Raw genomic sequence first — 25,863 nt, forward strand, 5'->3', positions numbered from 1 at the left:
AGCTCTAACAAAAAAGCAGCACGGAGGAGAAGTGATCGAGCTACACGCTTTCGACGATCAACGCGCCCAATCCGACGCGTTGGCGAAGGCCGTTGGCGACGCGTTACATGCATCGCTGGCCGCACAGACGGCGACGTCAGACGCCGGTATATCCGGCGCGTCCACAGCCGGTACGTCCACAGCCGGCCCGCCCCCGGCCCTGCTCGCCGTGTCCGGCGGCAGCAGTCCGCGCCCGTTCCTGCAGACGTTATCCACCCAAAGCTTCGACTGGCCGCGCATCGCGGTGACACTCGTCGACGACCGCTGGGTGCCTGAGACGGACAGCGCAAGCAACTCGCAACTCGTGCACGCCACGTTGCTGCAGAACGCCGCGAAGAACGCGACGTTCTGGCCGCTCGTCGACACCACGCAGGATCTGCACTCCCATGTCGCCGCGCTGAACGCCGACCCGCGTTTCGCCAGCGTGCCCGACGTCGCGATTCTCGGCATGGGCGAAGACGGCCACACCGCGTCGATCTTCGCCGATGCGCCCGAATGGGATTACGCCATTAGCACGACTGAGCGCTTCGTCGCCGTTCATCCCGGCAGCGCGCCGCATGCGCGCGTGAGCTGGTCGCTCTCGGCGCTCAAAGAAGTGAAGCACCTGTTTTTGCTGATTGCCGGACCGCGCAAGATGGACGTGCTGAACGCCGCCGCATCTTCGCTACAAAAAAATGCCATCTCGCAGTTGGCGAACGACAAGGGAGTGAGACTCGATGTCTACTGGTGTGCAAACTAAGGCTGCTCCGGGCGCGGGCCAGCACGCCGATGGACCGAGGCTGCTGGCCGACATCGGCGGCACGAATGCGCGCTTTGCGCTGGAAACCGGACCGGGCGAGATCGGCTCGGTGCACGTCTACCCGTGCGCGGATTACCCCGGCGTCGCTGAAGTTATCAAGAAGTATCTGAAGGACACGAAGATCGGCCGCGTGAATCACGCGGCGATTGCGATTGCGAACCCGGTCGACGGCGATCAGGTCAGCATGACGAATCACGACTGGAGCTTTTCAATCGAAGCCACGCGCCGTGCGCTCGGCTTCGACACGCTGCTCGTCGTGAACGACTTCACCGCGCTCGCCATGGCCCTGCCCGGCCTGACGGATGCGCAACGCGTGCAGGTCGGCGGCGGTACGCGCCGCCCGAACAGCGTGATCGGCCTGCTCGGTCCGGGCACCGGTATGGGTGTCTCGGGCCTGATTCCTGCCGACGACCGCTGGATTGCGCTCGGCAGCGAAGGCGGTCACGCCACGTTCGCGCCGGCCGACGAGCGCGAAGACATCGTGCTGCAATACGCGCGCAAGAAATGGTCGCATGTATCGTTCGAACGCGTGGCCGCGGGGCCCGGCATCGAAGTGATCTACCGTGCGCTGGCGGGCCGCGACAAGAAGCGCGTAGCGGCAAACGTCGACACTGTCGAGATCGTCAAACGCGCGTTGGACGGCGAGCCGCTCGCGGCTGAATCCGTCGACGTGTTCTGCGGCATTCTCGGCACCTTCGCGGGCAATATCGCCGTGACGCTCGGCGCGCTCGGCGGCATCTATATCGGCGGCGGCGTCGTACCGCGGCTCGGCGAGTTCTTTGCGCGCTCGTCGTTTCGCAAACGCTTCGAGGCGAAAGGCCGCTTCGAGGCCTATTTGCAGAACGTGCCGACTTACGTGATCACCGCGGAATATCCGGCGTTTCTCGGCGTGTCCGCGATCCTCGCCGAGCAGTTGTCGAATCGCGCGGGCGGCAGTTCGTCGGCGGTATTCGAGCGGATCCGGCAGATGCGCGACGCGCTGACGCCCGCCGAGCGACGCGTCGCCGATCTCGCGCTGAACCATCCGCGCTCGATCATCAACGACCCGATCGTGGACATTGCCCGCAAGGCCGACGTGAGTCAGCCGACCGTGATCCGCTTTTGCCGCTCGCTCGGTTGCCAGGGTTTGTCGGACTTCAAGCTGAAGCTTGCGACCGGTTTGACCGGCACGATTCCGGTGAGCCACAGCCAGGTGCATCTCGGCGATACGGCGACGGACTTCGGCGCGAAGGTGCTCGACAACACCGTGTCGGCCATTCTGCAATTGCGCGAGCATCTGAACTTCGACCAGGTGGAACGCGCGATCGATCTGTTGAACGGCGCACGGCGCATCGAGTTCTACGGACTCGGCAATTCGAACATCGTCGCGCAGGACGCGCACTACAAGTTTTTCCGCTTCGGCATTCCGACCATTGCCTATGGCGATCTATACATGCAGGCCGCTTCGGCTGCGTTGCTCGGCAAGGGCGACGTGATCGTCGCCGTGTCGAAGTCGGGCCGCGCGCCCGAACTGCTGCGCGTGCTCGACGTAGCGATGCAGGCAGGCGCGAAGGTGATCGCGATCACGTCGAGCAACACGCCGCTCGCCAAGCGCGCGACGGTCGCGCTCGAAACCGATCACATCGAAATTCGCGAGTCGCAACTCTCCATGATTTCGCGGATTCTGCATCTGGTGATGATCGACATTCTCGCGGTCGGCGTGGCAATTCGTCGCGCGGTGCCGAGCGCGGACGTCGCGGAGACGGTGGCAAAAGCACGTCAAGGCGCCGACGACGACGCGACCGCGGTGCTCGACTGGCTCAGTCACGGCGCGGCTTCATCGGCGCGCGATTGATGTCTGTACGAAGGCCACGCTACGGCGTGGCCTTCATACATCTCCTGAAAATGCGGACAGAAGCATTGCCTGTGCGAGTACGCGCTTCAATAGCGCGACCCGGACAACAAGCGATAATAGAAACTCCATCGCTCACGGCAAAGCACACCGATGATCATCCGTCCGCATCTCCATTGGTTCCGCATGCTGCTCGCCTGGCGCGGCTCGGTGCTTCCGCAGTTGCTTCCCCGGCTCTTCCTCATTTTCGCGATCTCGGTCATTGCGGTCGCAGCGCACGATCATCTGCTGCCAATCTCGCTGAACCTCAACACGACTGCGCCGTTCTCGCTCATCGGCATCGCTCTCGCGGTATTTCTCGGCTTTCGCAACAACGCCAGTTATGACCGCTGGTGGGAAGCGCGCAAGCTCTGGGGCCAATTGTTGAATGACGCGCGTTCGCTTACTCGCCAGGCGCTGACCTTGCGAACCTCGCAGTTGCCGAAAGAAGAAGTGGCCGAGTTTTGCGCCGCGTTGGGCGCGTTGCCGCACGCGCTGCGCCATCAGCTTCGCAGAAGCGATCCGCGCGACGACCTCGCCGCACGCCTGCCGCCTGCGTTGTTCGAACGCGTTATGGCGTCGCGCTACAAACCGGCGACGCTAATGCTGGTTCTCGGCGAATGGGTGCAGCGCCAGGCGCAAAACGGCTCGATCGATCCGATGGGTGTACTCGCGTTCGACCGGAATCTGAATGGCTTGTCGGATGTGATCGGCGGATGCGAGCGCATCGTGTCGACGCCGTTGCCGTTTGCCTACTCGGTGATGATTCACCGCACGGTGTATTTCTTTTGCGCGTCGCTGCCGTTTGGACTCGTCGACAGCATCGGCATTTTTACGCCGGTGTTCGCGGTGTTCGTTGCGTACACCTTCATGGCGCACGAAGCGATCGCGTCGCAAATCGAGGAGCCGTTCGGCACCGACGACAACGACCTCGCGCTGCACACCATGTCCCTCATCATTGAAGACGCACTGTGCGATCTGCGCGGCGAACCCGCGGTCGCGCTGCCCGACCCGCAAGGCGAAAGCTACGCGCTGACCTGAACCTCTCGATGAGGCAGCGCCTGCCTGCTCGCAGGTCTAGTCGTTGCCGACCGTTTCCGACAAACGCTTGAGCGTCGCCACACGCGCACCGATGATGTCGATGCGGCCGCGCTCGTCGACGAGCGGCGTGGTCGCGTTCAGGTAGGCGGTCCACGCCTTTTGTGCGCGCGTCAGCGTGGGACGCGAGCGCGCCGGCATCTTTGCGTGCAGACGGCGATAGTAGCGATTCAGGTCGAACATCGCGTGTTCGCAGCGCGCGTCCGCACGGCAAGCACGCGGACGGCCCGCAGGATCGCCGCCGCCGGCACTCGCCTTCGCCACCGCGCTGCGCAGCGCGAGCGCCCGGTCACGCACCGGCTGCAATTGCATATCGGCTTCGGCGAGCACATACATCGTGCCGCGCGTGGTGGCGAACACCGCCGCGAGCAGTTGCGTTTCGGCATCACGTGAAGCCTGCCAGCTCGCCTGACTCTTCTGCCACTCCTTGCGCCGCGCCGGCGGCAACTCCGGCTGCAACTGCTGCCATGCGTTGTCCAAAGCGGTCTTCCAGCCGATGCGCGCAGTCTCCATGCACTGCACCTGCCCCGCCGTCGACGACATATCGCTGCGTGCCAGACACGTGCGCATCGCCGCGTCGATCGGATCGGCTGCGGCGACTTCAGCGCGCGCGGCGAGCGGCGCGACACCGATTAGCAGTGCGCACGTGAACGTACGCATCAGCGCGCCTGCAAGTGCACGCACAAGTGCGCTCTGTGCCGCGCGCACCGAAGCCGGCGCGCGCAACCGGCGCCGCAAGCCTCGGTTGCTTCCGAGGAACGTCATGAAGCGCATTGTCAGACGCGCACGCAATCGACGAAATATTCGATGCGTCCGTTGATCATCTCGCCGACGAGACCGTGAATGTCCGTGTGGAAACCCGGGAAACGCTCGTTGAATTCACGCGCGAAACGCAGATAGTTGACGATGGTCTTGTTAAAGCGCTCGCCCGGAATGAGCAGCGGAATGCCCGGCGGATACGGCGTCAACAGAATCGACGTGACGCGGCCTTCGAGTTCGTCGATGGGCACGCGGTCGATCTCACGGTGCGCGAGCTTCGCGAACGCGTCGGACGGCTTCATCGCCGGTTCCATGCTCGACAGGTACATCTCGGTCGTGAGCCGCGCAATGTCGTTCGCGCGGTAGACGCTGTGGATCTGCTGGCACAGGTCGCGCAAACCGACGCGCTCATACGTCGGATGCAGCGCGACGAAGTCCGGCAACACGCGCCACAACGGCTGGTTGTTGTCGTAGTCGTCCTTGAACTGCTGGAGTTCGGTCACCATCGAATTCCAGCGGCCCTTCGTGATGCCGATCGTGAACATGATGAAGAACGAATACAGCCCGGTCTTCTCGACGATGATGCCGTGCTCGGCCAGATACTTGGTCACGATCGCGGCCGGAATGCCCGTCTCGCCGAAACCGCCGTCCATGTCCAGACCCGGCGTGACGATAGTCGCCTTGATCGGATCGAGCATGTTGAAGCCTTCGGCAAGCGGTCCGAAACCGTGCCACGAATCGTTCGGGCGAAGCATCCAGTCTTCGCGCGAACCGATGCCTTCGTCGGCGAACTGGTCCGGGCCCCAGACCTTGAAGAACCAGTCGTCGCCGTATTCCGTATCGACCTTGGTCATAGCACGGCGGAAGTCCAGCGCTTCCGCAATCGACTCTTCGACCAGAGCTGTGCCGCCGGGCGCTTCCATCATGGCCGCGGCCACATCGCACGACGCGATGATCGCGTATTGCGGGCTCGTCGACGTATGCATCAGATACGCCTCGTTGAAGCGGTGCTTGTCGAAGCGGCTGTTCTTCGAATCCTGCACGACGATCTGCGAAGCCTGCGAGATGCCGGCCAGCAGCTTGTGCGTGGAGTGCGTGGCAAAGACCATTGCGCCGATGCGCGGACGGCCCGCGCCGATCGCGTGCATGTCCTGATAGAACTCGTGGAATTCGGCATGCGGCAGCCACGCTTCGTCGAAGTGGAGCGTGTCGAGCCATTCGCCCAACATTTCCTTGATCATCTCGACGTTGTAGATCACGCCGTCGTACGTGCTTTGGGTGATCGTCAGAATGCGCGGCTTCAGGTTCGGGTTCTTCGCGAGCGCTTCGCGGGCGAACGGATTCGCCTCGATCTTCTTGCGGATGTTTTCCGGCTCGAACTCCGAACGCGGAATCGGACCGATGATGCCGAAGTTGTTGCGCGTCGGCGTGAGGAACACCGGAATCGCGCCGGTCATCGTGATCGCGTGCAGGATCGACTTGTGGCAGTTGCGGTCCACCAGCACGATGTCGCCCGGCGCGACCGTGCCGTGCCAGACGATCTTGTTCGAGGTCGACGTGCCGTTGGTCACGAAGAACACATGGTCCGCGCTGAAGATGCGCGCGGCGTTGCGCTCGGAAGCCGCAACGGGGCCGGTGTGATCGAGCAGTTGCCCGAGTTCGTCGACGGCGTTGCAGACGTCCGCGCGCAGCATGTTCTCGCCGAAGAACTGATGGAACATCTGACCGAGCGGGCTCTTCAGGAACGCGACGCCCCCCGAGTGCCCCGGACAGTGCCACGAGTACGAGCCTTCTTCGGCGTACTGCACCAGTTCCTTGAAGAACGGCGGCGCGAGCGAATCCAGATAAACCTTCGTTTCGCGGATGATATGGCGCGCGACGAACTCCGGCGTGTCCTCGAACATGTGGATGAAGCCGTGCAATTCACGCAGGATGTCGTTCGGCAAGTGGCGAGAAGTACGCGTTTCGCCGTACAGGAAGATCGGAATGTCGGCGTTGCGGCGGCGCACTTCCGTCACGAACGCGCGCAGCGCGACGATGGCGGCCGCCAGTTCCGGCGTTTCCCCTTCGACCACGACGTTTTCGACGTAGGGCAGCAGTTCGTCGTCGTCGATCGAAAGGATGAAGCACGACGCGCGGCTCGACTGCTGCGCGAACGAAGTCAGATCGCCGTAGCTCGTCAACCCGAGCACTTCCGCGCCTTCTTTCTCGATTGCTTCGGCCAAAGCCCGAATGCCGGAACCCGAGATGTTCTCGGAGCGGAAATCTTCGTCGATGATGACGACGGGAAAACGGAACTTCATGGGCGATTCTCCAAAAAGAACGACCGCTGCACTGGATAGATTGCAGCGGTCACCCTGTGTACCTGGTGGGTCAATGCACTGCCGACGTCACGTCTTCGGCAACGTGACCCCGTGCTGTCCTTGATATTTGCCGCCGCGATCCGCGTACGACGTTTCACAAATCTCGTCGCTTTCGAAAAACAGCACCTGGGCGACGCCTTCGTTCGCGTAGATTTTCGCAGGCAAAGGTGTCGTATTCGAGAATTCGAGCGTGACGTGACCTTCCCATTCCGGCTCGAACGGCGTGACGTTCACGATGATGCCGCAGCGCGCGTAAGTGGACTTGCCGAGACACACGGTCAGCACCGAGCGCGGAATGCGGAAATACTCGACCGTGCGAGCGAGCGCGAACGAATTAGGCGGGATGATGCAGACGTCGCCCTTGAAGTCCACGAACGATTTCTCGTCGAAATTTTTCGGGTCGACAATGGTCGAGTTGATGTTCGTGAAGATCTTGAATTCGTCGGCGCAGCGAATGTCGTAGCCGTAGCTCGATGTGCCGTAACTGACAATCTTCCGGCCGTCTTCGGAGACGCGAACCTGATCGGGCACGAACGGCTCGATCATTTTGTGCGACTCGGCCATGCGCCGGATCCACTTGTCGGATTTGATGGTCATAGGTGAACGCTGCTCGACGTGAATAACAGGTGTGTGACGGATAACAACCCGGCGCGTGCCGGGCACGTTGCGACCGGTTGTCCCACTTCTTAGGACCGGCTTTTGCCGGTGCGCCCGCAAGAAGCTGCCCGGGGCAGCATTGGCGATGACGCCGGCCGGCCGCCGCCGCGAAAGGCGCTTATTTTACGCGATCACGAGGATGCTGCCGCACATGGGGGCCACTGCTGAGCGCTGGGAAGCCGCTTGGGTCTGCTTTGGTCTGCTTTGGGCTGCTTTCGTCTGCTCCTGGTCCGCTTCTGGCCGCTCGGCCACAGGTAGGAGCAACAGGCCAACCACGCGGTTATTGCTCATTGACGGATCAGACCGCACGCAAGCGCGGGACCCGCACCATGCGGCGGATACGCGTAGGGATCGGTTGCGTCGTGATGCAGCAGCACCGCGCGTTGCAGAACCGAACGGATACCGTCGAGCGAAACGTCCGGAGCGACGATGAAGCCGGTCGCCACGCCGTTCGCGTCCGCATGAATGTTGCCGAGATCGCCTTCGACGCGCGCGCCCGCTTTCAGACGCTCGGCAGCCGGCGAGAACACCTGGCCGGCGCTGGAGCCGTCGGTGGCATTGCAGTCGCCGCGCTCGTGAACTTGCAGCGCGTGATCGCTGTTGGCCGGCAGGCCCGCGAGATTGTAGGTGACCTGCACGCCGTCCGAGCGTTCGATGAACGTAACGAGGCCTCGCGCCTGATTGCCCACGGTGGGCAGCAACTGCGCGTCGGCGCGCTTTTCCTGTGGTCTCAGGAAGGCGCTGCAGCCGCATAACAGCATACTGCTGGCAGTCAGGACGATGAAGGCATGCACCGCCTGCCAGTCGATTCGTTTTCCCATGCGATCCTCGTGCCGGCTGGCAGCCGCCCCTGCGGTCGCCGAGCCGAACCTGTGAAGTCGACATGATACCGCGAGACCAGGCGCGAATAGACGCCTGGGCCCCCCTTCCAACCGTCGTTTGAACGGCTCGTCAGGTGTTCTGCACGACGATGTTGGGAAATTTGGAAGTCATGTCGCGGGCACGCTCGGCGATATGAACCGCCACCTTGCGCGCGATGGTGCGGTAAATCTCCGCGATGCGCCCTTGCGGATCAGCCACTACCGTCGGACGGCCGGAGTCGGCCTGCTCGCGGATCGCAATGTCGAGCGGCAGACTGCCGAGCACGTCGACGCCATATTCCTTGCCCATGCGCTCGCCGCCGCCCGAGCCGAAGATATGCTCTTCGTGGCCGCAGTTCGAGCAGATATGCATCGCCATATTCTCGACGATGCCGAGAATCGGAATGCCGACTTTCTCGAACATTTTCAGGCCCTTGCGGGCGTCGAGCAGCGCAATGTCCTGCGGCGTGGTGACGATCACGGCGCCGGTCACGGGCACGCGTTGTGACAGCGTCAACTGGATGTCCCCGGTGCCCGGCGGCATATCGACGATCAGGTAATCGAGATCGCGCCAGTTGGTCTGCCGCAGCAGCTGTTCGAGCGCCGACGTGGCCATCGGGCCGCGCCACACCATCGGGTTGTCCTGCTCGATCAGAAAGCCGATGGAGTTGGCCTGCAGACCGTGGCCCGTCATCGGGTTCATGGTCTTTTCGTCCGGCGATTCGGGGCGCCCTTCGATGCCCAGCATCAGGGGCAGCGAGGGTCCGTAGATATCGGCGTCGAGTATGCCGACCGACGCACCCTCGCTCGCAAGCGCCAGCGCGAGGTTCACGGCGGTCGTGCTCTTGCCGACGCCACCCTTGCCCGACGCGACGGCCACGATATTTTTAACGTTCGGCAAGAGTTTCACGCCGCGCTGCACCGTGTGCGCGGCGATTTCCTGCGACAACTGGATGTGCGTCTGCACCACGCCTGGCACGGCCTGCAACGCGTCGGCAAACTGCTTGCGGATCGCCTCGAACTGGCGCATGGCCGGATAGCCGAGTACCACCGCGACGCTAACCGTGTCACCCTCCACGGCGACGTTTTTAATGTTCCTGGCAGCGGCATACGGCCGGCCGGTGTTGGGGTCAGTGACGGCTGCGAGGGCAGCGTCGACCAAAGCCCGATCGATACTCATTGACACTCCAAGGGAACACATGCAGCGCAGCGGAATCGAAGTCACGCCACGCGCCGGAATTGCAAGAAATTGTTAGACAGCATTGCGAAAACCAGGCGTGCCGGGCACCCTTTGGGCCGGCGGACCGCCATGGGGCCGCATCGCTGCGTACGCCAGGCTTTATTGTAGTGGCTCACGTCGAGCGCTGCCGGAAGACCCTTCTTCATTGTCGGACCGGGACTGAAGAACGCGTTTGGTCTTTACGCCTCGCTCGCGTGGCCCCCTCGGCTTGTCCGTATTGTCGAGCAGTCTGTTCTGGTGCCGTGACGTTCGCCACGCAGGCTCTAGCGCCACGGACGCTTCACCCGCGCGTGTTATTCGCGCGCTTTATTCGCGTCATTCGCTTTACTCGAAAGGAATCAGAAATGAATGCAAAAATCATGACTCGCCTCGCCGTTCTCGCCGTTTCCGGCTCCTTGCTGGCAGGTTGCGCCAGCCAACAGGGCACTAACACGGCCGTGGGTACGGGCGTAGGCGCCGGCACCGGCGCGGCGCTGGGCGCCATTTTCGGCGGCGGCAAGGGCGCGGCGATTGGCGCCGGTGTCGGCGCAGCGGTGGGCGGCATCACCGGCTACAACTGGCAATCCATTCACAACAAGCTGTCGGGCGCCACCAAGGGCACCGGCACGCAGATCACCGAGCAGCCGGACGGCTCGCTCAAGCTGAACATTCCGAGCTCGGTCACGTTCGACACCAACAGCTATGCGATCAAGCCGTCGTTCGCGCCGGTGCTGGATCAGCTGACGCAAACGCTGCAGCAGAACCCGGAAGTGATCGCGCAAGTAATCGGCTACACGGACAGCACCGGTCAGCCGGCGTATAACCAGACGCTGTCGGTCAATCGCGCGCAAAGCGTGACGGGCTTCCTGGCGCAACGCGGCGTCGCGCCGCAGCGTTTGTCGGCACAAGGCATGGGCCAGAACCAGCCGATCGCCGACAACAACACCGAAGCCGGCCGTGCAGCAAACCGTCGCGTGGAAATCTATCTGCGCGCCACGGCTCAGCACACCACGCAATAACGGTAACCCGCGACCGCAAAGGGAAATTAGGGGCCGGAGGCGCGCAGCACCGGCCTGCCGGGCTGACCGGCGTCGCCGGTTCGCTTATCGCGTGGCCGGCGGCCTGATGCTGATCGAGCCGTAAGAAATGCAGCGCGGGAAATCTTTCACGAGGGCGAAAAAATTTCGAACTCTCCCGAAATTCCGCTGTCTGTCTTTACGGTACGTGGCTGGCGAAGCCGCCGCGTCACCATTCTCCTCTTGTCGTTGTTGCTCCGGGGTTAATCGCCCCGGTTTTTTTTGGGCGCTCGCTTTTCGCAGTGCCCAATGCAGCGCGGCAAGCTGCGCGCCCGCGCGGGCCCGCGCCCGCGGGCGTCTGCCCTGCTAGAATCGACCTTTCGTCCCACCGCAGGCTCCCACCATCCTTATGTCAGCACCCGCAACCGATCTCACTGCAGGCGCGCCGTCGGCCCGCCGCCAGATTCTCGTCACGTCGGCCCTTCCTTATGCGAACGGGCAAATTCATATTGGCCATCTGGTCGAATATATCCAGACGGACATCTGGGTCCGCACGCTGCGAATGCACGGGCACGAGGTCTATTACGTGGGCGCCGACGACACGCACGGCACGCCGGTCATGCTGCGCGCGGAACTGGAAGGTTTGACGCCGAAGCACCTGATCGACCGCGTCTGGCAGGAGCACAAGCGCGACTTCGACAGCTTCGGCATCTCGTTCGACAACTATTATTCGACCGATTCCGAAGAGAACCGCGTCCTGAGCGAGAACGTCTATCTCGCGCTGAAGGAAGCAGGCTTGATCGACGCGCGCGAGATCGAACAGGCGTACGACCCGGTCAAGGAAATGTTCTTGCCGGACCGCTTCATCAAGGGCGAATGCCCGAAGTGCGGCGCGAAAGACCAGTACGGCGACAGCTGCGAAGTGTGCGGCTCGACCTATCAGCCCACCGAACTCGTCAATCCGTACTCGGTGGTGTCGGGCGCCACGCCGATTCGCAAAACATCGACGCATTACTTCTTCCGCCTGTCCGACCCGCGCTGCGAGAACTTCCTGCGCGCGTGGGTGGGCGGCCTCGCCCAGCCGGAAGCGACCAACAAGATGCGCGAGTGGCTGGGCGACGCCGGTGAAGCCAAGCTCGCCGACTGGGATATTTCGCGTGACGCACCGTATTTCGGCTTCGAGATCCCAGGCGCGCCGGGCAAATACTTCTACGTGTGGCTGGATGCGCCGGTCGGCTACTACGCGAGCTTCAAGAACCTCGCCGAAAAGCGCGGGCTCGACTTCGACGCGTGGGTTCGCCCGGGCTCGAAGGCTGAGCAGTATCACTTTATCGGCAAAGACATTCTGTATTTCCACACGTTGTTCTGGCCGGCCATGCTCGAATTTTCGGGCCACCGCACGCCGACCAACGTGTTCGCGCACGGCTTCCTGACCGTGGACGGCGCGAAAATGTCGAAGTCGCGCGGCACTTTCATCACCGCGCAAAGCGTGATCGACACCGGCCTGAACCCGGAATGGCTGCGCTATTACTTCGCGGCCAAGCTGAACAGCACGATGGAAGACCTCGACCTGAATCTCGACGACTTCCAGGCGCGCGTGAACAGTGATCTGGTCGGCAAGTACGTGAACATTGCGAGCCGCGCCGCCGGCTTCCTGATCAAGCGCTTCGACGGCCGCGTGCAGGACAGCGCGATGCAGCACCCGCTGCTCGCGTCGCTGCGCGCCGCCGTGCCGCAAATCGCCGCGAACTACGAAGCGCGCGAGTACAACCGCGCGCTGCGTCACACCATGGATCTGGCCGATGCGGTGAACGCTTACGTCGACACGGCCAAGCCCTGGGATCAGGCGAAGGACCCGGCCAATGCCGTCGCGCTGCACGAAACCTGCAGCGTGAGCATCGAGGCGTTCCGCCTGCTGTCGCTTGCGCTCAAGCCCGTGCTGCCGAAGCTCGCGGAAGCGGTCGAAGCGTTCCTCGGCATCGAGCCGCTCGTATGGGCCGACGCCAACGTACCGCTCAGTTCGGCGCGTCCGATCAACGCGTACAAGCATCTGATGACGCGCGTCGACCCGAAGCAGATCGAAGCCTTGCTGGCGGCCAATCGCGACTCGCTGCAAGCCACGCCGGAAACGGGTGCGCCGGCCGCGGACGCGAAGGCGAAGTCGAAAGCGGCAAAGACCGCCGCCGCGGACAAGGACGACAAGGACGTCACGCCCGAAGTCATCTCGATCGACGACTTCGCGAAGATCGATCTGCGTGTCGCAAAGATCGTCGACTGCAAGGCGGTCGAAGGTTCGGACAAGCTGCTGCAACTCACGCTGGACGTCGGCGAAGGGAAAACGCGCAACGTCTTCTCCGGCATCAAGTCCGCGTATCAGCCGGAGCAACTGATCGGCAAGCTTACGGTGATGGTCGCGAACCTCGCACCGCGCAAAATGAAGTTCGGCCTGTCGGAAGGCATGGTGCTGGCGGCGTCGGCGGCCGACGAGAAAGCCGAACCTGGCCTCTACGTGCTCGAGCCGCACAGCGGCGCCAAGCCGGGCATGCGCGTGAAGTAACGCGCGAGCGCACACGCACGGTTAGCTGCAACAAGCAAAACGGCACGCTGTAAAAGGCGTGCCGTTTTTTTTCGCCTGCTTTTCTATGGGCGAGGCATGGCGTTCTTCAGGACAGCGCGAGCGGCCAGAAGAACATCACCACCACTTGATCCGGTCATAGCGCCGCGTATAAAGCAACTCGATTCCGTCGAACGTGCCGCCATAGGCCGCGACGGACCAGTAGCGCGTCAGGTTGACGGTCGCCTTGACCGCGTTGCTCGCCGACTGCAACCCCTGCTCATAGCCGATCACGAGCCATTCGTTGATCGCCTTCGACACCATCACGACCTGCGGATCGGTCAATCCGACTTCGCTGCGGCCAATCGAGAACTCGTCGAGACCGAAGGTCTGCGCAATCCGCTTGCCGCTCGCGCTACCGAGCAACGCGAGCGCGGTGGTCATCGTGCTCTGCTGGCCAAGGTTGTTGCCCTGATCGGTGCCATGGCCAAAGAGCAGCCACGAGAGCTTTTCGGTATCCGGCACGTTCGGCTCCGACACGAGCTTCGCGACCGGGAAGTTCACGGTGCCCGTAACCGAGACGCCCGCCTCCACCTGCTGATTGCGGCGCATCGCCAGGATATTGATGCCGGGGTTGGCGACCGGTCCGTTAAACGTGAAGAAGCCGTTTTCGATATTGAGCTTGCGGCCGAATGTGGTGTAGGTCGAGCCCTGCGTCACGCGCACGTTGCCGACCGCGCGCAGCGGCAGATTCGGCGCGCTCATCGCCGTAATCGTGCCGGTCAGGCCGAGGTCGGCCCCTTGTCCGCGAAACCGGAAGTTGTTGCCAAGGTTGATGTCGATGTTCGCGCGCGGTGCAAACGGACCGATCGGCTTATTGCTGCCCGGCACCGGCCGCGGCCGCTCGCCCGCCACCGTGCCGTCCGGGCGTACGACCACCACGTCGTCGCCGAGCTTGGGCGCGGATTGCTCCGGCATGTCGAACAGCGCGTGGTCGACGACGAATTTGCCGTTGATCGCCATACCGCCTTGCGCGCCGGCGTTGGCGACGCTGGCGCTGCCCGTGAGCGACAGATTACGATCCGGCGCGGCAAAGAGTTCGAGTTTGTCTGCGACGATGCTCGCAGTCAGGTCCGGTTCCGCGCCGTCCAGACGTACCCGGCCGGTTGCGCGCAAGGTGCCGCTCGCGCCGTGGAACTCGACCTGCTGGAACTCGACGAGGTTGTGCGACAGCGCGACCCGCACGATGCCGTCCTTCAACTGCACACCCTGGTCGACGAGCGTGGCGGAGAGCTCGTCGCCGAGCAGCGAGCCCGTCAGGTTAGGCTTGGCGACGGTGCCGCCGAGCGCGAGCTTCAACGCGATGTGGCCGTCGAGCAGATAGCTCGGCCCGAACAGCCCGCCGGTCGTTTTCAGCGACGGCACATTCGCGTTGACATTGCCGGTGAGCGCACCCTCCTCGTTGACGGTGAGGAAGCCGTCGCGCGCAACCAGCGTGGTGTGCGCATCGGCGTCGATCACGCCGATGCGGCTCGCCTGCGCATGCACCGTCGCGTTCAGGCGATTGCCGCCGCTGAACTCGGCGCGCGCGGAGATATCCGAAATACCCAGCGACGCCAGCCCGCGGCCGATCTCGACCGTGACGTCGCCGCTGCGGCGCTGCAACTGGATATGGCCGCTCGCCGTGCTGCCGAGCGCGAAGTCCCAGTCGCCGTCGAATATGAGATCGGTCTTGACGGCCGGCGGCGTGCCGGTGATCTCGCGCCGCAAGTCCTGCAGACGCGCCACGGAAATGCCGGTCAGGCTGCCCGCCGACTGAGCCTTGCCGTGGTCGAAAGAGAATGACTTCAGGCTCAACACCGCGCCTTCTAGCGTGAGCCGTGTCGCGCCGAGCGTCAGCCGGCGCGGCCCGGCGCTCACGGCAAGCGGCGACTCGAGATTCAAAGCGGGCGTGCCGCGGTTTTGCAGACGCGTCACCGTGCCGTCCCAGCGGGTGCCGTCGCGCGCCTCGGTAAGCTTGCCGTTGGCCGCGAGCGTCAGATCCAGTGGGCGATCCTGCAGCTTGCCGGTAGCCGCGGCTTCGAGCGAATGACTGGCGCGCGTGCCGGTCAGACGCGCGGTGAGCGTGGTGAGATCGACGCCGCCCGCGCTTACGTTGCGTGCGTCCGTCGTGAAGACGAGCGCGCCGTTCGCGCCGTCGCGTAGTTCGGCATGACCTTCCGCATGGCCGATGCGGTTGCTGCTCAACACGACGCTGTCGGCCTTGTAGTTCAGCACCACGTTCGGATGCTCGAATGAGCCGGTCAGGTCGCCGTCGGCGGCGACGAGCCCGGCGAGGCCGAAGCCGAGGCGCTCGAGCGCCGGTGCGTCGATATGAAAGCGCAAGCGGTCGCCGCGTGCGCCGAAGCTGCCCTGCAGATCCACCTGGTTGCCCGCCACCGACAGGTTCGCGCGGCTCGGCAGAATCCGCGAGCCCGCAAGTTGCACGGTGCCGCCGCCGGTCAGCGGCAGGCCGTCGTAGACGCTCGGGCCCAGCTTGAACTCGGCCTTGGTGGTGAAAACGGGTGCCAGCGTGCCGGTCGCGGACAGCGTGCCGTTGACTTTCGCCTCGATCTTGCGCGCTGGCGGCCCGGCGCGTTTCGGCGCGGGTGCCTTGCGCTCGATCACCTCTTTTTTGACGACGGCCTTGCCGGTGTTCTTGACGGCCGCCGCGGCCTTATCCGCAGGGGCTGCGCTTTTGGCGCCGGAGGTGCTGCCCGCTTGCGCCCCGGCCTGCGCCGACAGCCTGCCTTTCGCCTCGCTCTGCGGCACTGCGGGTCCGTTGACTGGCGTGCGTGACGGCATTTGCGAGGTCAGCGTCAACGGATCGAAATCGGTGAGTTGCGCCTTCAGGTTGTAGCTGGAATTCGCGTCGTGCTTGAGCGCGCCGGACAGATCGATGTGGCCTTTGCCCGACGTGATACGCACGTCGTTGAAGCTGAGCCGCGCGGGGTCCATCGTAAGCTTGCCCTGCGCGCGCAGCGCCGCTTTGGGATCGGCCAGATCGAGCGTGACGCTTTGGATATCGTCGTTGAGCCGGATGGCGATCGGCCCGGACAGCTGCGTGGGCCGCACCGTCGCCTGAAGCGCGTTCAGGTCGAGACCGGCAACCTGCAGATCGAACTGGCCGCGCTTGCCGCTCAGCGCGCCGCTGCCCTTCAGCGTGGCGCTCTTCACGAGGCGCACAGCGAGGTTCGAGATGCGCTGCGCGCTGGCGTCGAGGCGCACGTCGGCGTTGGCGTCGATGAGCGGCAGCAGGTTTTGATCGATCGCGCCGGGACGGGCGTTGACAATCGAGATGTGGCCCGCGACTGCGAAGCCGGCGGTAGTCTTGCCGGCCGCGCGCGCCTGGCCGGCGCTTGCGGGAAGTGCTGCAGTTGGGCCTTGTGCAAGGCCCAGCAAAGTGGTGGCGCTAGCCCCACTGGCCGCGCTCGCCCCACCCTCACCCGCCTGCTGTCCCGCCGGCTGCCCCACCGGCTGCAACTCCGCCCTCACGGCCAGATCGGCGAGCGGCGCGCCCGGCGCGAACGCCTGCGGATTGACGTGATCGAAAGTCAACGTCGCGCGCTTGAGCGGCACCTCGCCGAACGGCGTGGCTTCGACCTGCGCGTGGCCGGCCAGCTTCATCCCGCTCGCGTCGAGTTCGGCGACGAGATTTGCCAGCGAACCGCTCAGATGCCCGCCCACCTGCACGGCCTCGTCGTTGACCTTGCCCGAATAACCCACCTCGCCCGTCAGCGGAAACGGCCGCACGCCGTCGAGCTTTGCCGACGCCGTCACCGCGCCGAACGGCGTATCGAGCCGCTCGATCGCGGCCTCGTGGTGACGCCCGTCGCTGCGTCCATGGAAAGCGAAGTGTGAAAATTCGGTTGTCGACGTGCCCTGGCGCAACAACAGCTTGTCCACCTGCACGTCGCGGATTTCCAGCTGCATCGGCAAGCGCAGTTCTTGCGGCAGCTTCAGCGGCTCGCTGCTGCTCGACGACGTGGCACCGATGCGCGCGTCCACGGTACCCACATGCAGATAGTCGATGGTGAAACGCCAAGGCTCGCGCATGAGCGCCCAACGGCCCGACACACGGTCAACCTGGATGTCGGTGCCGCTGCCGTCGAGCGCGCGCCAGCGCACTTCCCGTAGCCGCACGCCGTTCGCGAGCGCTCCGCTTTCCAGCGTGCCGCTCAGCTTGCCGCCGAGCAGCTTGACCGCCGCCTGCCACGCATAGGCGGTGCCGCGTTCGGTGGTGAGCGCGCCGTACAGCAGGCCAAGCGCCAACGCGACGAGCAACACCAGCGCCACGACCGTCCAGCCGAGCGTTTTCAGCAGCAGGCGGCCGGCGCCGCGACGCTTCGCCGGCGGCGGTTCGGGCGTGCCAGGCGGTTCAGCGCCCGGCGGCTGGTTGCCGGGCGGCTGCGCGGGAGGTTGGGCGGAAACGTCCGTCGTCATGCGTGGTTCGTGTACAAGGAGGTTCGCATCAGAAGGCGATACCGAGCGTCAGATAGGGCCGCACGCTTCTGTTGCGGATGCCGTATGCCAGGTCGACATTGACCGGGCCCACCGGGCTGCGCCAGCGCGCGCCGACGCCCGCGCCCGGATAAAAAGTTTTCTCGCCCCAGGTGTCGGTGGCCGTGCCGACGTCGAAGAAGGCCGCCGCGCCCCAGTCGTGCGTAAACCAGTGCTGGTATTCCGCCGATGCCGTCACGAGATATTTTGTCGGCAATACCGAACCCTGAACGTTGTTACCGATGCTCTGGTAGGAATAACCGCGCACCGAATTCGAGCCGCCCGCGCGAAACAGCAGCGAAGCCGGAATGCCGCTTGAACTGCCGCTCGTGAACACGCCGCCGAGTTCCGCGCGAAACACCATGAGGTCCTGCTTGCCGATTGGCAGGTACTGCTGGCCGCGCGCGTAGCCGCGGATGAACGTCTGGTCGGTGAGCACGCCCTTCACCGCGAAACCGGCTTCGACGTGGATCAGGTTGCCCTTGCGCGGGAACAGCGGGTCGTCGGTATTGCGCCGGGTCCACGACCACGACGGCACCAGCGCGCGGCTCGTAGTCGGCTCACCGACGTTCTGGTCGAGCCGGTCCTGATAGAACAGGATCGCATACGTGTAGTCGATGAACTGCGACGTGCGAGTACGCTGCACACCGCCGCGGATGCTATAGATACGCGTGTCGGAAACGTCCGTGGTCGTGTAGGACGCCAACACACTATTGGTCCATCCCCGTCGTCCCGGCGGCATTGCAAGCTGAATCTGGCCGTACTGTTGAACCTGATCGACCCGGCCGTCGATGGTGAACGGCCATGCCTTGCCGAACGTATTCAGATATGAGTACGCGCCCTGCACCAGCGCACCATTGTCGGTCGAGTAGCCGACGCCGCCGCGAATGCTGTTGTACGGATACTCCGACACCTTCACATGCAGCGGCGTTTCGACCGGCTTCTCCGGATCGCTGTTCACATCGATCGCGACGCTCGCGTAGTAGGGCGTGTTCTGCAACTGCCGCTGCAATTCGGTAATGCGCTGCACGTCGTACACGTCGCCCACAGAAATCGGATTCACATTGTGGACGATCTCTTCCGGGTAGCGCCGCGTGCCCGACACGTCCAGCTTGCCCATCGTGAAGGTGGGCCCACTTTCATACGCGACCGACAGCTTGGCCTCGTGCGTGCGTGGATCGACGCGCGCCTCGGCGTGATAGATCTTCGCGCCCAGATAGCGGCGCGCCTGCAACGCCTTCAGCGACGCGTTCTTCGCGTCGTCCCAGGCCGCCTGCGAAAACGCGTCGCCCTCGTGCAGCGAAAATGCAAAACGCGCGGCGTTTTCCTGCGCCGGGTCCTCGGTCAGCACCGGGCCGCGAAACGACAGGGAAACGGACGTGATGAGGGTTTGCGGTCCAGGATCGACGCTCACGGTCACATGCTTCGTGTTCTCGACGGTACGCACGTCCGTGCGCACAATCGGGGTGAAGTAGCCTTGGGTGGCTGCCAGATCGCGCACCTGCTGGGGCGTCGCCGTAATCAGAAATTCGAACTGGTCGTCGCTGATGTCGGGGCGCTTCGCAAACCGCGCAATGTCCAGGTGTTCTTCGAGCAGCTTGCGCAGCGAGCGCGGCGAAGCTTCGACATCGACCTTGTAGCTCGCCGCCGGGCGCGCCGCGTATGCGGGGCCGTTAGCCAGCATCAGCAGCAGGACGCCTAGGGCGAGCCACGCGCGCAGCCAGCGCCGCATTGGCGTGCAAACGCCGCGGCCCCCGCCGGCTTCGCTGCGCCGCCCATGCGGCTTTTCGATCGCACACCCCGCCAAACAGGACCTCCGGCCATCGTTGATGAATTTTGTCGTTCGGGCGCAGTCCCGCCGAAGCTCGCTATTTGACCACATCGGCAGCGCCGCGCTATCTCTAAACGCACCCGCGAACGCACCCGCGAACGCCCGCGCGGCGCATGGCCAGAGGCCCGCGCGCCCGCCTTTGACGCGCGGTGCGACACGCGGGTTCCGGCGATCCGCGCGGAGCGGAATTTAGCCGACGATGCGTCGGGCGCCGACCGGGTTTTTCGACCGCGAGCGGCGCATGCGCTAAAATTACGGAATAGTAGCGGCACCCGCACGAAGACCACGGCTAAGCCGCCATTTGCCCAACCACGCCCCAACCACGGACGTCGAGCCATGTATCAATCGGACATCACCCAGTTCCTGAACCAGCTCAAGCAACAGAAGCCCAACCTCGAAGCCGAGCAACGCCGCGGCCGGGCCTTGCTGTGGGACAAGCAGCCGATCGACCTCGAAGAGCGCGCCGAGCAGAAAGCGTCGCGCGTCGACCAGACGCCTTACTCGTACTACCAGAACTTCTGAGCGCCACCCCCAATCAATGAATCCCGCCGACGAGGCACACGGCGCGCCGCCGGCTCGGTCCGACGCCGCGCTTGCCGCGCCCGCCACCGATTCGACGCCTGACACCGTCGACGGCATTGCTTTCGCACGCCTGTACGGCGAGCCGCTCTTCAAGCTGCCGACCGACCTGTACATCCCGCCGGACGCGCTCGAAGTGTTCCTAGAAACGTTCGAGGGCCCGCTGGATCTGTTGCTGTACCTGATCCGCAAGCAGAACTTCAACGTACTCGACATTCCCATGGCGGATGTCACGGTGCAGTACCTCGGCTATGTCGACCAGTTGCGCCAGACCAATCTCGAACTCGCGTCCGAATATCTGCTGATGGCCGCGATGCTGATCGAGATCAAGTCGCGCATGCTGTTGCCCGTCAAGAAGGCCGACAGCGGCGAGGAAGCCGAAGACCCGCGCGCGGAACTGGTGCGGCGCCTGCTCGAATACGAGCAGATGAAGCTCGCCGCGCAGCGCATCGACCAGTTGCCGCAACTCGGCCGCGACTTCCTGCGCGCCGAGGTCTATATCGAGCAAAGCATCACGCCGCGCTTTCCCGACGTGAACAGCGAGGACCTGCGCGCCGCCTGGGCCGACGTGATCAAGCGCGCGAAACTCGTCCAGCATCACAAGATTTCGCGCGAAGAACTGTCTGTGCGCGAGCATATGAGTTCGATCCTGCGGCAACTTCAGAACGCGCGCTTCGTCGAATTCTCCGACCTGTTCGATACCAGCAAGGGTGTGCCGGTCGTGGTGGTCAACTTCATCGCGATGCTCGAGTTGTGCCGGGAATCGCTCGTCGAAATTACTCAGGCCGAGCCGTTCGCCCCCATCTACGTGCGCCTCGCCTATTTGCCGGCCTGACGCGGAGACCGGTTTCGGCGCAGCGGGCCGGGCTTCATGCTCCAAAAACGGCCGATCAGGCCTCGTTTCGGTGCGTCCGGCGGCCAAATCCACTACAATCCCGCGCTCCGAACCTGTCATTACCAGTGAGGCGGCGGGCCGCGCAATAGCCTGAGGCCTTTGCGTCAACCCAGTCTCGCGCCGCGCGAGGAATCCCTGTCCGATCATGAAAGTCATCAGCTCGATCCATGAATTGCGCGACCAGTTGCGCGGCCAGAATCGCACGGCCTTTGTGCCGACCATGGGCAATCTGCACGAGGGCCATCTGTCGCTGATGCGTCTCGCGCGCCAGCACGGCGATCCGGTGGTGGCGAGCATCTTCGTCAATCGTCTGCAGTTCGGGCCGAACGAGGACTTCGACAAATATCCGCGCACGATGGAAGCCGACATCGAGAAGCTGCAGAAGGAAAACGTCTACGTGCTGTTCGCGCCGACAGAGCGCGACCTCTATCCGGAGCCGCAGGAATACCGGGTGCACCCGCCGCACGATCTCGGCGACATTCTCGAAGGCGAATTCCGGCCGGGCTTTTTCCAGGGCGTGTGCACTGTCGTGATGAAGCTGATGTCGTGCGTGCAGCCGCGTGTGGCGGTGTTCGGCAAGAAGGACTACCAGCAGCTGATGATCGTGCGCCGCATGTGCCAGCAGTTCGCGGTGCCGACCGACATCATCGCGGCTGAGACCGTGCGCGATACCGACGGTCTTGCGCTCAGCTCGCGCAACCGCTACTTGCAGCCGGCCGAGCGCACCGAGGCGCCGATGCTGGCCGCCGAGCTCAATCGCGTGCGCGACGCGGTGCTCGCGGGCGAGCGCGACTTCGCAGCGCTCGAGCGCGCGGCGATGGCGTCGCTCACGGCTCGCGGCTGGCAGCCCGACTACATCGCAGTGCGCAAGCGCTCGAATCTGCTGCCGCCGGGTCCGCAAGACGCGAACGCGGAACTCGTGGTGCTGGCCGCCGCCAAGCTCGGTGCGACCCGTCTTATCGACAACCTCGAAATCTGAAGCCGTCTGGAACAGCGTAGACACGCCCAAGAAGTTACAAGGATTGATTGGTTATGCAACGCAACATGCTGAAGTCGAAGATCCACCGCGTCGCGGTCACGCATTGCGAGCTGCACTACGAAGGCTCGTGCGCGATCGACGAAGACCTGCTCGAAGCGGCGAACATTGTCGAAAACGAACGGATCGACATCTGGAACATCAACAATGGTGAGCGTTTCTCGACCTATGCGATCAAGGGCGAGCGCGGCAGCGGCATGATTTCGCTGAACGGCTCGGCTGCGCGGCGCGCGCAACTGGGCGACCTGGTGATCATCGCGGCCTTCGCGGTGGTCGACGAAGCGGAGTTGAAGGCGGGCTGGAAGCCAGACCTCGTGTTCGTCGATGAAAACAACAAGATCAAGGGCAGCCGCGATCACGTGCCAACGCAGAACTGGAATTGAGCGACGCACTTGGCTGAGCTTTTTGTAACCGGGCTGGGCTCGACTGGGCTTTGCCTCCCCCGGCTCAGCGTCACGCCGCCGATCAAAGCGGCGGCCATGCTGCCTCGCGCGGGTGGCTCGGGTGGCTCGGGTGGCTCGGGTGGCTCGGGTGGCTCGGGTGGCTCGGGTGGCTCGGGTGGCTCGGGTGGCTCGGGTGGCTCGGGTGACTCGGTGGCTCGGTGGCTCGGTGGCTCGGTGGCTCGGTGGCTCGGTGGCTCGGGTGGCTCGGGTGGCTCGGTGGCGCTGGTGGCCCCGGGTTGCTCCAGACAACTACGGGTTGGCTCCCGCCGGCTCCGGTCGGCTCTCTCCAGCGCCACCGCTTTTAAGCCAGCACGAGCCTCACCGAAGCCCTGCCCTCACCCCTTCCTGCCGGCGCCATTCGTCCATTCGATGATCGGCTGCCACTGCTCCAGGTCCTTCTCCACGCGGCTTTTGGCGACGTCCCACAAGGTCAGACCGTGCGCCGCCAGCTGCACGTAGTTCTGCGTGTCGCGCAGATAACCGAGCACCGGCAGCTTCAGCCCCTCGACGAAACGGTGCAACTGCTCCGCCGAACGCGTGCGCGCATCGACGCGCATGCCCACCACGCCGATCTCGATTGCACCTTTCCTGACCGCTTTTTCCTTCGCGAGCCGCTCCAGAAATTCCTGCGTAGCCAGAATATCGAACATCGACGGCTGCAGCGGCACGATCACCTTGTCGGCCAGCTCCAGCGCGATATTCATGCGATTGCCGTGTAAGCCGGCCGGGGTGTCGATAATCGCGTGCTCGAGGCCCTTTGGCGGTTTGGCGGGCGTCTCGGGGCTGACTTCCCACGTTTCGATGGCCGGCAGCGTGTCCGGCCGCAATGACAGCCACGCATGCGCTGACTGCTGCTTGTCGAGATCGGCGAGCGCAACCCACTCGCCGGTTGCGGCGAAATAGCCGGCCAGATTGGTCGACAGCGTGCTTTTGCCCACGCCGCCCTTCGGATTCGCCACCACGATTACCGTCATGAATACTCCCGGAATGAAGGCTGGACGACGCCAGCCGGTTCGCCGCGTTCTGCCCTGAACCTTCTGCTTTTGGCTTGTGCCTATTGTCATATCGGCGCGCCGATTTGCACAGATTCGAGTCCGTGCGCCGATCCAGCCGTTGATAATATCGACAAATGCAGCGAGGCCGAAGCCCCCGAACGGCTAATCGGTCGCCCCGATCACCGATTCAACCTTTCCAGGAAGCCAATCCAATGAGCAAACTCTGGCCGGAATACACCGTCGAACGACTGCACGAACGCCAGAAGGGCAAGCTGCCAGGCTTGCTGGGCGTGCATGTGCTGTCGCTGGACGAAGGCGCGCTGACTGCGGAATTGACCGTGCGGGAAGAACTGCTCGCGCCAAACGGTTTTCTGCACGCGGCCACGGTAATCGGTCTCGCGGACACCGCTTGCGGCTATGCGTGCCTCGCCCACCTGCCGGAAACGGCGCGCAACTTCACGACAGTCGAGCTAAAAAGCAACTTTCTCGGCACGGCGACCGAAGGCACGATCCGCGCGGTGGCTAAGGGCGTACACCTTGGCCGCAGCACGCAGGTTTGGGACGCCACGGTCACCGGTCCGAACGGCAAGACGATCGCCCTGTTCCGCTGCACGCAGATCGTGCTGTATTGACAGAACCGCAGGACATCGCAGAGAGCGCGACCCGAAGTCCGCTTCGCTTTGGCGCTTCTTCGCAGAATGTGATCGCCGCGCTGGCGAGTCCGGCCGTCAAGCCATCGCCGCCATCAATCTGGCCAGATCCAGGTGTTCAGCCAGCGTGTCGGCGAGCCGGTCCAGCGACGCTTCGCGCAACGCGGGGTAGTCGATTGGGTCCGCGTCGCTTAGTCCGGCCCAGGCCAGCAGCGCCGCGCAGGCGGCCGGTGTGTCGAACAGGCCGTGCACGTACGTCGCGAGGATCTGGCCATCCGCGGAAATTGCGCCGTCGGGACGCGCTTCGCCCGGCAGCCCAAGGCGCAGCGCCGGCGATTCCAGCGCCGGTCCTTGCGTCTCGCCCATATGGATCTCGTAACCGCCCACGTCCGGGGAGCCTGGCAACGCGAGGCGGCCAGTCACGTTCTTCAGCGTCTTTTCGCGCGTCAGCACTGTCGAGTAGTCGAGCCAGCCAAGGCCCGCCGACGTTCCCGGCGCACCTTCCACGCCGTGCGGATCGGCGACCTCGCGCCCGAGCATCTGCATCCCGCCGCATATTCCGATCACGCGCCCGCCATAGCGCAAATGCCGTTGCAGCACCGTGTCCCAGCCTTGCGCACGCAGAAACGCCAGATCGCCGGGCACGTTCTTCGAACCCGGCAGGATGATGAGGTCCGCGGGCGGCGGCGGCGTGCCGCTTCGCACGTAATGAAAATCGACCTGCGGATGCGGGCGCAGCGCGTCGAAATCCGTGTGGTTGCTGATGTGCGGCAGCACCGGCACGACCACGCGCAAGGTGCGCGCGGCGTCGCCGCGCTGCGCCGCGCGCAGCTCGGGCGGCAGCATGTCCTCGGCGTCGAGCGTGAGGCCATGCAGATACGGGACGACACCCAGCACCGGCTTGCCGGTCTTCGCCTCGAGCCAGTCGAGACCCGGCTTCAGCAGTCCGATATCGCCTCGAAAACGGTTGATGATGAAACCCCGTACACGCGCCTGCTCGCTTGCCGACAGGCACGCAAGCGTCCCCGTCAGATGCGCGAACACCCCGCCCCGGTCGATGTCCGCCACCAGCACGACCGGACAGTCGACGGCTTCGGCAAAACCCATGTTGGCGATGTCGCGCTCGCGCAGATTGATCTCGGCCGGACTGCCCGCGCCTTCCACGAAAATCGTGTCATACGCCGCTTGCAGCCGCGCGTAGGACGCAAGCACCGCTTCGAAAGCGACGGGTTTGTAATCGTGATACGCGCGGGCGTCGAGATTCATGCGCGCCTTGCCGTGGATGATCACCTGCGCGCCGCGATCGCTCGTGGGCTTGAGCAGCACGGGGTTCAGATCGGTGTGAGCGGCGATGCCGGCGGCCACTGCCTGCAACGCCTGAGCACGACCGATCTCGCCGCCGTCGACGGTGACTGCGCTGTTGAGCGCCATGTTCTGCGGCTTGAACGGCGCGACCCGGACACCGGCGCGCCGCGCGAGCCGGCATAAGCCGGCGACCAGCGTACTCTTGCCCGCATCGGACGTGGTGCCCTGGATCATTAGCGTGCCGCGCGGCACGGATATGGCGTCATGCGAGATCGAATGGATGGTCACGGAAATGTCGGACTCGGCGAAGGAAAAGACTATTAAACCGCGGCATTATCCCATCGCGCCGGCCCGCG

General features: G+C 64.1%; 19 protein-coding genes. 10 read left to right on the plus strand and 9 right to left on the minus strand.

Features of this window, described 5'->3' with window-relative positions; translation table 11 throughout:
- Window positions 1-31: 31 nt before the first annotated feature.
- The 3 genes from pgl to JMY24_RS18040 all read left to right on the plus strand — a co-directional run bounded on the left by pgl (window position 32) and on the right by JMY24_RS18040 (window position 3,749).
- The gene (gene pgl, locus JMY24_RS18030; RefSeq protein WP_201702613.1) at window positions 32-778 is read left to right on the plus strand and encodes a 6-phosphogluconolactonase; all 747 of its coding nucleotides are present in this window, start codon (window positions 32-34) and stop codon (window positions 776-778) included.
- Window positions 756-2,672 (plus strand): bifunctional transcriptional regulator/glucokinase, encoded by a 1,917-nt coding sequence (locus JMY24_RS18035; RefSeq protein ID WP_201702614.1) that lies wholly within the window; start codon window positions 756-758, stop codon window positions 2,670-2,672. Before pgl ends, JMY24_RS18035 begins: the two co-directional genes overlap by 23 nt.
- Before the next feature lie 150 nt (window positions 2,673-2,822).
- Window positions 2,823-3,749 (plus strand): bestrophin family protein, encoded by a 927-nt coding sequence (locus tag JMY24_RS18040; protein ID WP_201702616.1) that lies wholly within the window; start codon window positions 2,823-2,825, stop codon window positions 3,747-3,749.
- Window positions 3,750-3,785: 36 nt separating this feature from the next.
- Here JMY24_RS18040 and JMY24_RS18045 read toward each other — a convergent pair whose 3' ends face one another.
- The 5 genes from JMY24_RS18045 to apbC form a co-directional block, all read right to left on the minus strand.
- Window positions 3,786-4,466, minus strand: a complete 681-nt coding sequence (locus tag JMY24_RS18045; RefSeq protein ID WP_201702617.1) for a lysozyme inhibitor LprI family protein — start codon at window positions 4,464-4,466, stop codon at window positions 3,786-3,788.
- A 116-nt stretch (window positions 4,467-4,582) separates the two neighbouring features.
- Window positions 4,583-6,868 carry an arginine/lysine/ornithine decarboxylase gene (locus JMY24_RS18050; RefSeq protein WP_128594492.1) on the minus strand — a complete coding sequence of 762 codons (2,286 nt, stop codon included), beginning with the start codon at window positions 6,866-6,868 and terminating at the stop codon, window positions 4,583-4,585.
- An 87-nt stretch (window positions 6,869-6,955) separates the two neighbouring features.
- A complete protein-coding gene (gene dcd, locus JMY24_RS18055; RefSeq protein ID WP_006048517.1) occupies window positions 6,956-7,525 on the minus strand; it encodes a dCTP deaminase in 570 nt (189 codons plus the stop codon).
- 347 nt (window positions 7,526-7,872) lie between these two features.
- Window positions 7,873-8,406 carry a superoxide dismutase family protein gene (locus JMY24_RS18060; protein WP_128591577.1) on the minus strand — a complete coding sequence of 178 codons (534 nt, stop codon included), beginning with the start codon at window positions 8,404-8,406 and terminating at the stop codon, window positions 7,873-7,875.
- A 130-nt stretch (window positions 8,407-8,536) separates the two neighbouring features.
- Entirely contained in the window at window positions 8,537-9,625 is a 1,089-nt protein-coding gene (gene apbC / locus JMY24_RS18065) for an iron-sulfur cluster carrier protein ApbC (RefSeq protein ID WP_128594491.1), read from the minus strand.
- 404 nt (window positions 9,626-10,029) lie between these two features.
- Between apbC and JMY24_RS18070 the strand changes: the two genes are divergently transcribed.
- Window positions 10,030-10,683 carry an OmpA family protein gene (locus JMY24_RS18070; RefSeq protein WP_201702618.1) on the plus strand — a complete coding sequence of 218 codons (654 nt, stop codon included), beginning with the start codon at window positions 10,030-10,032 and terminating at the stop codon, window positions 10,681-10,683.
- A 406-nt stretch (window positions 10,684-11,089) separates the two neighbouring features.
- Window positions 11,090-13,237: a methionine--tRNA ligase gene (gene metG / locus JMY24_RS18075; RefSeq protein ID WP_128594489.1), complete on the plus strand. Its 2,148-nt coding sequence runs from the start codon at window positions 11,090-11,092 to the stop codon at window positions 13,235-13,237.
- 135 nt (window positions 13,238-13,372) lie between these two features.
- Here metG and JMY24_RS18080 read toward each other — a convergent pair whose 3' ends face one another.
- Together JMY24_RS18080 and JMY24_RS18085 are read right to left on the minus strand one after the other, a co-directional pair.
- Window positions 13,373-17,716: a translocation/assembly module TamB domain-containing protein gene (locus JMY24_RS18080; protein WP_201702620.1), complete on the minus strand. Its 4,344-nt coding sequence runs from the start codon at window positions 17,714-17,716 to the stop codon at window positions 13,373-13,375.
- A 28-nt stretch (window positions 17,717-17,744) separates the two neighbouring features.
- Window positions 17,745-19,580 (minus strand): autotransporter assembly complex protein TamA, encoded by a 1,836-nt coding sequence (locus JMY24_RS18085; RefSeq protein WP_201702621.1) that lies wholly within the window; start codon window positions 19,578-19,580, stop codon window positions 17,745-17,747.
- A gap of 360 nt (window positions 19,581-19,940) precedes the next feature.
- On the opposite strand from JMY24_RS18085, the gene JMY24_RS18090 reads away from it, so the two are divergent.
- The 4 genes from JMY24_RS18090 to panD all read left to right on the plus strand — a co-directional run bounded on the left by JMY24_RS18090 (window position 19,941) and on the right by panD (window position 22,497).
- Window positions 19,941-20,126 carry a DUF3460 family protein gene (locus JMY24_RS18090; protein ID WP_128592479.1) on the plus strand — a complete coding sequence of 62 codons (186 nt, stop codon included), beginning with the start codon at window positions 19,941-19,943 and terminating at the stop codon, window positions 20,124-20,126.
- A gap of 16 nt (window positions 20,127-20,142) precedes the next feature.
- Window positions 20,143-21,018: a segregation and condensation protein A gene (locus JMY24_RS18095; RefSeq protein ID WP_128592480.1), complete on the plus strand. Its 876-nt coding sequence runs from the start codon at window positions 20,143-20,145 to the stop codon at window positions 21,016-21,018.
- A gap of 205 nt (window positions 21,019-21,223) precedes the next feature.
- Window positions 21,224-22,057 carry a pantoate--beta-alanine ligase gene (gene panC, locus JMY24_RS18100; protein ID WP_201702622.1) on the plus strand — a complete coding sequence of 278 codons (834 nt, stop codon included), beginning with the start codon at window positions 21,224-21,226 and terminating at the stop codon, window positions 22,055-22,057.
- A gap of 53 nt (window positions 22,058-22,110) precedes the next feature.
- The gene (panD, locus tag JMY24_RS18105) at window positions 22,111-22,497 is read left to right on the plus strand and encodes an aspartate 1-decarboxylase (protein ID WP_128594487.1); all 387 of its coding nucleotides are present in this window, start codon (window positions 22,111-22,113) and stop codon (window positions 22,495-22,497) included.
- Window positions 22,498-22,892: 395 nt separating this feature from the next.
- Here panD and JMY24_RS18110 read toward each other — a convergent pair whose 3' ends face one another.
- Window positions 22,893-23,531 (minus strand): ParA family protein, encoded by a 639-nt coding sequence (locus tag JMY24_RS18110; RefSeq protein WP_128594486.1) that lies wholly within the window; start codon window positions 23,529-23,531, stop codon window positions 22,893-22,895.
- A 233-nt stretch (window positions 23,532-23,764) separates the two neighbouring features.
- On the opposite strand from JMY24_RS18110, the gene JMY24_RS18115 reads away from it, so the two are divergent.
- Complete coding sequence (locus JMY24_RS18115) at window positions 23,765-24,184, plus strand: PaaI family thioesterase (protein ID WP_128594485.1); 420 nt, start codon at window positions 23,765-23,767, stop codon at window positions 24,182-24,184.
- A 96-nt stretch (window positions 24,185-24,280) separates the two neighbouring features.
- Here the strand turns inward: JMY24_RS18115 and JMY24_RS18120 are convergent, their stop codons facing one another.
- Window positions 24,281-25,741: a cobyric acid synthase gene (locus tag JMY24_RS18120; protein ID WP_236597452.1), complete on the minus strand. Its 1,461-nt coding sequence runs from the start codon at window positions 25,739-25,741 to the stop codon at window positions 24,281-24,283.
- Window positions 25,742-25,863: the final 122 nt, after the last annotated feature.

The sequence above is a fragment of the Paraburkholderia kirstenboschensis genome, from assembly GCF_904848585.1.
In the GTDB taxonomy this organism is placed as follows: Bacteria; Pseudomonadota; Gammaproteobacteria; order Burkholderiales; family Burkholderiaceae; genus Paraburkholderia; species Paraburkholderia kirstenboschensis.